General features: G+C 70.2%; 8 protein-coding genes and 1 pseudogene. 5 read left to right on the top strand and 4 right to left on the bottom strand.

The genetic code is table 11. The features are described 5' to 3' along the window. Positions 1 to 1740 (bottom strand): annotated as a pseudogene (locus tag V7050_RS15680) (vitamin B12-dependent ribonucleotide reductase); the annotation flags it as partial. 402 nt (positions 1741 to 2142) lie between these two features. Here V7050_RS15680 and V7050_RS15675 point away from each other — a divergent pair. Genes V7050_RS15675 through V7050_RS15665 form a run of 3 tightly spaced genes read left to right on the top strand, consistent with a single transcriptional unit; the run spans position 2143 to position 4780 of the window. After that, positions 2143 to 2883, top strand: a complete 741-nt coding sequence (locus V7050_RS15675; protein ID WP_324365434.1) for a type 1 glutamine amidotransferase — start codon at positions 2143 to 2145, stop codon at positions 2881 to 2883. Next, the gene (gene yddG, locus V7050_RS15670) at positions 2880 to 3761 is read left to right on the top strand and encodes an aromatic amino acid exporter YddG (protein ID WP_324365433.1); all 882 of its coding nucleotides are present in this window, start codon (positions 2880 to 2882) and stop codon (positions 3759 to 3761) included. Before V7050_RS15675 ends, yddG begins: the two co-directional genes overlap by 4 nt. Further along, positions 3758 to 4780, top strand: a complete 1023-nt coding sequence (locus V7050_RS15665; protein WP_324365432.1) for an alpha/beta hydrolase — start codon at positions 3758 to 3760, stop codon at positions 4778 to 4780. The genes yddG and V7050_RS15665 overlap by 4 nt, the downstream gene beginning before the upstream one ends. On the opposite strand, the gene V7050_RS15660 is transcribed toward V7050_RS15665, so the two are convergent. Beyond that, entirely contained in the window at positions 4724 to 4936 is a 213-nt protein-coding gene (locus V7050_RS15660) for a hypothetical protein (RefSeq protein ID WP_324365431.1), read from the bottom strand. The two genes, V7050_RS15665 and V7050_RS15660, sit on opposite strands and share 57 nt — an antisense overlap. A gap of 110 nt (positions 4937 to 5046) precedes the next feature. Here V7050_RS15660 and V7050_RS15655 point away from each other — a divergent pair, with 110 nt between their 5' ends. Then, on the top strand, positions 5047 to 5313 hold the full coding sequence (locus V7050_RS15655) for a DUF2312 domain-containing protein (RefSeq protein ID WP_324365430.1): 267 nt from the start codon (positions 5047 to 5049) through the stop codon (positions 5311 to 5313). 120 nt (positions 5314 to 5433) lie between these two features. Here the strand turns inward: V7050_RS15655 and V7050_RS15650 are convergent, their stop codons facing one another. Then, entirely contained in the window at positions 5434 to 6849 is a 1416-nt protein-coding gene (locus V7050_RS15650) for a M10 family metallopeptidase C-terminal domain-containing protein (protein WP_324365429.1), read from the bottom strand. 97 nt (positions 6850 to 6946) lie between these two features. Then, positions 6947 to 7696: a tRNA (5-methylaminomethyl-2-thiouridine)(34)-methyltransferase MnmD gene (gene mnmD, locus V7050_RS15645; protein ID WP_324365428.1), complete on the bottom strand. Its 750-nt coding sequence runs from the start codon at positions 7694 to 7696 to the stop codon at positions 6947 to 6949. A 44-nt stretch (positions 7697 to 7740) separates the two neighbouring features. Here mnmD and V7050_RS21080 point away from each other — a divergent pair. Continuing rightward, positions 7741 to 7879: FAD-dependent oxidoreductase (locus V7050_RS21080; RefSeq protein ID WP_442885702.1), on the top strand; the 139-nt coding region annotated here is incomplete at its 3' end.

Here is a 7879-nt window from a genome sequence, read left to right as displayed (position 1 = left end):
AGCCCCGGTCATCACCGCGGTCAGCGCGCCGCAGAGCGCCCGGCCTTCGGGCGAATCGTAGCCATGCCCGAGGTTCATCAGAAGCCCGCCGATATTGGCGTAACCGAGGCCGAGCGTGCGGAAACGGTAGCTGAGCTCGGCGATGCGGGGGCTCGGGAACTGCGCCATGGTGACGGAGACCTCGAGCGTCAGCGTCCAGAGCCGCGTCGCATGCACATAGGCCTTCGCGTCGAACCTGCCCTCGCGCAGGAAGGTCAGCAGGTTCATCGAGGCGAGGTTGCAGGCGGTATCGTCGAGGAACATGTACTCCGAGCACGGATTGGATGCGCGGATCGGCCCGTCCTCGGGGCAGGTGTGCCAGGCGTTGATGGTGTCGTGGAACTGCACGCCCGGGTCGGCACAGGCCCAGGCCGCGCGGCCGACCTGGTCCCAGAGTTCGCGGGCCTTGACGGTCCTCGCGACCTTGCCGTCGGTCCGGCGGGTGAGCGTCCAGTCGGCGTCGTCGCGCACCGCCCGCAGGAAGGCGTCGGTGACCCGGACCGAATTGTTGGAGTTCTGCCCCGAGACGGTCAGATAGGCGTCCGAATCCCAGTCGGTATTGTAGGTGCGGAAGTCGATCTCGGTCTCGCCCTGCTCGGCCTGCTGCAGCACGCGCTTCACATAGGCCTCGGGGAGATGGGTCTTCTTGGCGGCGCGGATCGCGGCCTTGAGCCCGGGGTTGGTTTTGGGATCGAAGGCGTCGGCCTCGGCGCCGTCCCAGCTGCGGATCGCGGCGAGGATGGCCTCGAGCCGCTCGCGATGGACCTTGGAGCCGGCGACGAGCGAGGCGACCTTCTGCTCCTCGACGACCTTCCAGTTGATGAAATCCTCGATGTCGGGGTGATCCATGTCGCAGATCACCATCTTCGCCGCGCGCCGCGTGGTGCCGCCCGACTTGATCGCGCCGGCCGCCCGGTCGCCGATCTTGAGGAAGGACATGAGGCCGGAGGACTTGCCGCCGCCGGCGAGCTTCTCGTTCTCGGCCCGGAGCGAGGAGAAGTTGCTGCCGGTGCCGGAGCCGTATTTGAAGAGCCGCGCCTCGCGGGTCCAGAGGTCCATGATGCCGCCGTCGTTGACCAGGTCGTCCTGGACCGACTGGATGAAGCAGGCATGGGGCTGGGGATGCTCGTAGGCGGAGGTCGATTTCACCAGCTCGCCCGACTTGAAATCCACGTAGTAGTGGCCCTGCCCGGGTCCGTCGATGCCATAGGCCCAGTGCAGGCCGGTGTTGAACCATTGCGGCGAGTTCGGCGCGCCCATCTGGGCGGCGAGCATGTAGCGCATCTCGTCGTAATAGGCCTGGGCATCCGCCTCGGAGGAGAAATAGCCGCCCTTCCAGCCCCAGTAGGTCCAGGCCCCGGCGAGCCGGTCGAAGACCTGGCGCGCGGAGGTCTCGCCGACGTAGCGGGCATCCTCGGGCAGCTCCGCCAGCTTCGCCTCGTCGGCCACCGAGCGCCAGAGGAAGGCCGGCACGCCCTTCTCCTTGACCCGCTTCAGCACCGCCGGCACGCCGGCCTTGCGGAAGTACTTCTGCGCCAGTACGTCCGAGGCCACCTGGCTCCAGCTCTCCGGCACTTCCAGGCCTTCGAGCGCGAAGACCACCGACCCGTCGGGATTGCGGATCTCCGAGGCGGTGGTGCGGAAGGCCAGCGCTCCGTAGGCCCCGGTCTCTTCGGTGGTGAAGCGGCGCTCGATCTTCATGTCACTGTCCCTGGTTTCTGCCTGTGCCCGCACCCCGCATCTCGGAGCCGCCTACCAGATGTTGTGTATCGCTCTGGCCGGACCACCACAAAATGACGATATCGGCCTTGGGTCAACATATTTATCTGCATGAAACCGCAGATTTTGTGGTTGACAGGTTTCTGCCCACAACGGGTTGTTAACAAACGATTCCAACGTAAATGAAAGGTTAACGGGCGGCACCCGGCCCGCCGCCGCCGCAAGGCGCTGGAATCACGCGGGAACCGAAGCGGATCCGGCGATCGGGCCCCTCGCGGGAGCGACCGCTGGTCGGTCCGCAGCCTCTAGGAGCCAACTCCGGGCGGGATCTTGAACGCCGGCCGGGCTCGTGCTTACTCTCCGCCGATCATCAGGAGCGGCCCCATGAAGATCGGCATTCTCGAGACCGGCGAGGTGCATCCCGACCTCAAGGCGCGGCACGGCGACTATCCCGCGATGTTCGAGGCGATGCTGCGCTCGGTCGATTCGGGGCTCGAATTCACCACCGTCCGCGTGGTCGCGGGCGAGATGCCGGCGACGCCGACCCAGGCCGATGCCTGGATCGTCACCGGCTCGCGCCACGGCGTCTACGACGACCTGCCCTGGATCGCACCGCTCAAGGACTTCCTGCGCGACTGCATCGCGGCGCGGGTGCCTGTCGTCGGCATCTGCTTCGGGCATCAGATCCTCGCCGAGGCCCTCGGCGGGCGGGCGGTGAAATCCGACCGGGGCTGGGGCCTCGGGGTGCAGGATTACGAGGTCGTGACCCGTCCGGGCTGGATGGCGGATCTGCCCGACCGTTTCGCCGTTCGCGCCCTGCACCAGGACCAGGTGGTGGAGCTGCCGCAGGGGGTGACGGTGCTGGCACAATCGCCCCATTGCCCCTATGCCGCGCTCGCCTATGGCGACCCCGAGGCGCCGCAGGCGCTGACCATCCAGCCGCATCCCGAATACGGCGCGGATTTCATGGACGATCTGATCGCGCTGCGCGCCGGGACGGCGTTCCCGGCGGACATGGCGGCGGCCGCGCGGGTGGACATCCGCCGGGAGGTGCACAACGAGAACTGGGCGCGCATGATCGTCGACTATCTGCATCGCGTCGCAGGGACCCGCGCCGCCGCGTGAGCCCCCGGCGTGCCACGGCGATCGGCTTCGGCGCGGTCCTGCTCTGGGCCTTGCTGGCGCTCTTCACCGTCAATGCCGCCGGGGTGCCGCCCTTCCAGCTCTCGGCCATGTGCTTCGCCATCGGCGGCACGCTCGGGATCGCCTGGATCGCGCTCTCGGGCCGGGGCTTCGGCGCGACCGCGGGATTGCCGCCGATGGTCTGGGTCGTCGGGGTCGGCGGCCTCTTCGGCTACCATTTCTTCTATTTCACTGCGCTCGGGCTCGCCCCTCCCGCCCAGGCGAGCCTGATCGCCTATCTCTGGCCGCTGCTGATCGTGCTCTTCTCCGGCCTGCTGCCCGGCGAGCGGCTGACGGCCCGGCACGTGGCCGGCGCGGTGATCGCCTTCGACGGCGCGGCGCTCGTCGTGGCGGGTCCGCGGACCGGCATCTCCCCGGAATTCCTGCCCGGCTATGCCGCGGCCGGCGCCTGCGCCCTGATCTGGTCGGGCTATTCGGTGCTGAGCCGGCGCCTCGGCACGGCGTCGACGGATTCGGTGGCCTTCTTCTGCCTCGCGACCGCGACGCTCTCGGCCATCGCGCATCTGGCGCTCGAGACGACGGTCTGGCCTGAAGGCGCGGGCGGCTGGGCCGCGGTCCTCGCGCTCGGGCTCGGCCCGGTCGGGCTGGCCTTCTACCTCTGGGACATCGGCTGCAAGCGCGGCGACATCCAGCTCCTCGGCACGCTCTCCTATGCCGCGCCGCTGATCTCGACGATCGTGCTCGTCGCGGCCGGCGAGGCGGATGCATCGTGGTCGCTGCTTCTTTCCGCCCTGCTGATCACCGGCGGAGCGCTGATGGCCGCGCGTGCCGGGCGGCCCGGGCCCCGGACCCGCCCATGAGCCCCGCCCGGCGCTGGCTCCTGCTCGGCGGCGCGGCGGCCCTCTTCGGGATCCTCGCGCTGGGGCGCGCGCGAGCGCCTTCCCTCGCCGACCCGCCCGCGCCCGACCTGCCGGAGGATCTCGACGCCTACCTCGCGAGCGCCGAGGCGAGGGTGCCGGATCTGCGCGCGGGGGCGCAGAAGGAAATCCTCTGGGCCGATCCCGCGACCCGCGACAGGACGGCGGTCGCCATCGTCTATCTGCACGGCTTTTCTGCCAGCCGGCTGGAAATCAGCCCCGTGGCCGAGCGCGTCGCGCGGGATCTCGGCGCGAACCTCTTCCTGGCGCGGCTCGCCGGCCACGGACGGGACGGCGCCGCCATGGCCGAGCCGCGCCTCGGGGACTGGCTCGCCGATCTGGCCGAAGCCATGGCGATCGGCCGGCGCATCGGCGAGCGTGTCGTGCTGATCGGCACCTCGACCGGAGGCACGCTGGCCTATGTCGCGGCGGCGATGCCGGGGCTGCGCCGGGATCTGCTTGGAATCGCGCTCCTTTCGCCGAACTTCGCGCTGCGCGCTTCCGGCGAATGGCTGCTGCGGCTTCCGGGCGCGCGCTGGATCCTGCCGCTGGTCGGCGGGCGCGAGCGCGGCTTCGAGCCCCGGAACGCCGCGCATGCCGCCGGCTGGACGACGCGCTATCCGACCACATCGCTCGCCACGCTCGGCGATCTGCTGGCCCTCGCGCGACGCATCCCGCCCGAGGACCTGCACCTGCCCGCCTTCTTCGCCTTTTCCCAGGAGGACAGCGTGGTCGATCCGGCCGCGATCGCACGGATCGCCGCACGATGGGGCGGCCCGACCGAGCTGCACGAGGTCACGCTCGGGCCGGGCGACGACCCGAGCCGGCACGTGATCGCCGGCGACATCCTGAGCCCGGGCATCACCGACGCCATGGTCCGCTGGCTGACGGGCTGGATCGGGCGGCTAGAGCAGCAGCCCGACGACGATGAGCGCGAGGCCGAGGGCGGCGGTGCCGAGTGACGCGAGATTGATCGCGATGAGCCTATGCAGGCTGGCGCGGATCTCCTCGGCCGGCAGTCCCGCGCCCCGGATCGCATAGCCGCGCCGGATGCAATAGCCGAGGCCCCCGAGTCCTGCGAGGACGAGAACGGCACCGGCGACAGCGATCGAAATCAATGAACTCCCCGGAAGATCCCGATCCTGCCTAGCCCAGCCCGTCCGGGCTTGCAAGCGAGGCGCCGGCGCGGGTAGGAGAAGCCCGCCACAACCCGGAGAGGCACAAGCACATGGACGACATCGTCGAGGACGAGGCCACGAGCCAGTACAAGGTGACGGCAGGGGAACTCCGGCAGTTCGTGGAGCGCTACGAGCGGCTGGACCAGGAGAAGAAGGACATCGCGGAGCAGCAGAAGGAAGTCATGGCCGAGGCGCGGGCGCGCGGCTACGACGTGCGGGTGCTGAAGAAGCTGATCGCCCTGCGCAAGCGCGATTCCTCGGAGGTGAGCGAGGAGGAGGCGATCCTGGAACTCTACCGGCAGGCGCTCGGCATGTGACGCCGGTTCCGGCCGGCCGCGCCGCCGGAACCCGATGCGGCATCGCTCGGAATGCCGCCGAGACGACCAGGCCGATCATTCGATTTCAAGGCATTGGCGTGCCCGTGCGCCTCGCGCCGGTCAGAGCAGGACGTCACCCGCCCCGGGCTCGGCCGCATTGGTGAACGCGATCTGGAAATCGGCCCCGCCGTCGTGGTCGGCATCCACGGAGAGAACCCCGTCGGCATAGCGCACATCCGCGGCCTCGACCCCGAGCCCGCGCAGGTCGAGCCGGTCGAGGCCGGGAATGAAATCGACGATACGGTCCCGCGCCGGGCCGGCCTCGCTGTCGGCGATGCCTTCGAAGCGGAACACGTCGCGCCCCGACCCGCCGCGGAGCGCATCAATGCCGGCGCCGCCCGTCAGGATGTCATTGCCGGAACCGCCTTCGATGCGGTCGTTTCCAGGGCCGCCATAGAGGCGGTCGTTGCCGCTACCGCCGTCGAGCCGGTCCTTGCCGCCCCGTCCGAATAGATGATCGTTGCCACCGCTGCCGCGCAACGCATTGGCGTCGGCGTTGCCGGTCAGGGTATTGTCGAGGGCGTTTCCGGTGCCGTTGATCGCGGCCGCGCCGGTCAGAAGCAGGTTCTCGACATTCTCCGGCAGCGCCAGCGAAAATCCGCATTCGATCCGGTCGGCTCCCTCGCCGGCGCGCTCCACGACGCGGTCGGAGGGTCGGTCCAGAAGGTAGCGGTCATTGCCCGCGCCGCCGGCGAGAAGGTCCGTACCCGGTCCGCCGTCGAGATGGTCGTTTCCGTCGAGGCCGTTGAGCCGGTCGTCGTCGACGCCGCCCTCGAGGCGGTCGTTTCCGGCCCCTCCCGAGACCCGATCGGCGCCGGCTCCGGCAGCGATGAAATCGTTCCCGGCCCCGCCGCGCAGGACGTCCGCGCCGGCGCCGGCCTTGATCCGGTCGCCGAAGGCGGTGCCGTCGATGCGATCGGCGGCCGAGGTGCCCCTGATCCAGGGCGCGCCGCCCGGGTCGCGCTCGGTCCCGAACCAGACATGGTAGATCCGGCCCCCGTAGGGCCCCGCCCCCGGCGCCGTCTCCACGCCGATCCCGATCGCCGCGTAGCGCACATCCTCCCAGATGCCGGTATTGGCGATGACGGCATTGTGCCCGGGCGAGGCTTTCCAGCCTTCGAGCGCGGCCGCGACCGTGGGGGTGCCCGCCGCGGAGATCTCGTAGCCGGTGCCCTCGTAACCCGTCCCGAGCCGGGCCGGAGCCTCCCACATCGCCTGCGGCCGGCTGTGATCGGCGTAATAGGGCGCGTCGCTCCAGCTGTGGAGATTGGCGCCCGGCGGCGGGGACTTTCCCTCGGCCCAGAAATTCTCCCGCGTGTCGCGCACATGCCGTGCGGCGGTGGCCGTCAGGCCCCGCGACAGGGGTATCGCCTCGAGCCCGAGCTCGGCCCGATAGGCCATGATCAGATGGTAGAGCGCGAGCTCCTCCGCGGACAGGGCATCGTCCGCCGTCGCGCGATAGATGTCGGTCGCCATGCTGCCTCGTTTTCCGCGACTCTGGCCCAAGCGGCGCGTGCGATCAATTGCCGCGGACCCGGATGGCGAAGGAAAGCCTAATGCTGTCTCCGGGTGATCACTTCGGACCGGCGTCCTCTACCGTGGTGGCGCCGCCTCCCCCTGCGGACTTGGCACGTGAAGAATCCGCGCCCAGGACGCCCCGGCTCATGTGGCGCTTCGCGCCATGGCCGGCTCGACGCTCCACGGCGAAACCGGCCGTGGCAAGCGCCCGGCGCACCCGTCCTGCCGCGCTGTAGGTGGCGAATGTGCCGCCGGCTGCGGTGTGCCGCGCCACCTCGGCGAGCAGCGCGTCCTCCCAGAGCTCGGGATTGCAGGCCGGGCTGAAGCCGTCGAGGAACCAGGCATCCGCCAGCCCCTGCCAGGCGGGAAGCTCCCGCCGCGCATCGCCGATGCGAACCGAGAGATCCATTCCGGGAAGCGCGATGCGGCGCTGCCCGGCCGCCCAGGCGTCGACCAGCAGGGCGCTCCAGCCCTCTAGCTCCGGCCAGCGTCCGAGCGCCCGCGCCATGTCCTCGGGTGCGATCGGAAAGGCCTCGAAGCCGGTATAGAGGATGCGTCCCGCCGCACCCGTCGCGGACCAGAGCCTCGCCAGCGCCAGGGCGTTCAGGCCGGTGCCGAAGCCGAGCTCGGCGACCCGGAACCCGTCGCGCAGGCGCTGCGGCAGGGCATTGCCCGCGAAGAAGACATGCGCGCATTCCGCCAACCCGTCGTCGCCGGAGAAATACCGGTCGCCGAACCGCGCGGAGACCGGCGAATCCTCGCCGCGCCAGATCACGTCGGCGCTTTGCGCATTCGGGCCATCCATGCTCTGCTCGTGCAGCAAAGCTCGAGGTGAGGCAAGCCGGCAGGATGCAGGGACAGGGGCGCCCGGACGTGCTCGTCGTCGGGGCGGGGGGTTTCGGGCCGAGCTGCGCCTGGGCCTGCGCCGGGCGGGGCCTGCGCGTGACGGGGCTGGAGCGGAACACACCCGCCTCGGGCGCGAGCGGCG

Source organism: Amaricoccus sp., assembly GCF_036846665.1.
Classification (GTDB): Bacteria; Pseudomonadota; Alphaproteobacteria; order Rhodobacterales; family Rhodobacteraceae; genus Amaricoccus.
This window is presented reverse-complemented; position numbering and strand designations above follow the sequence as displayed.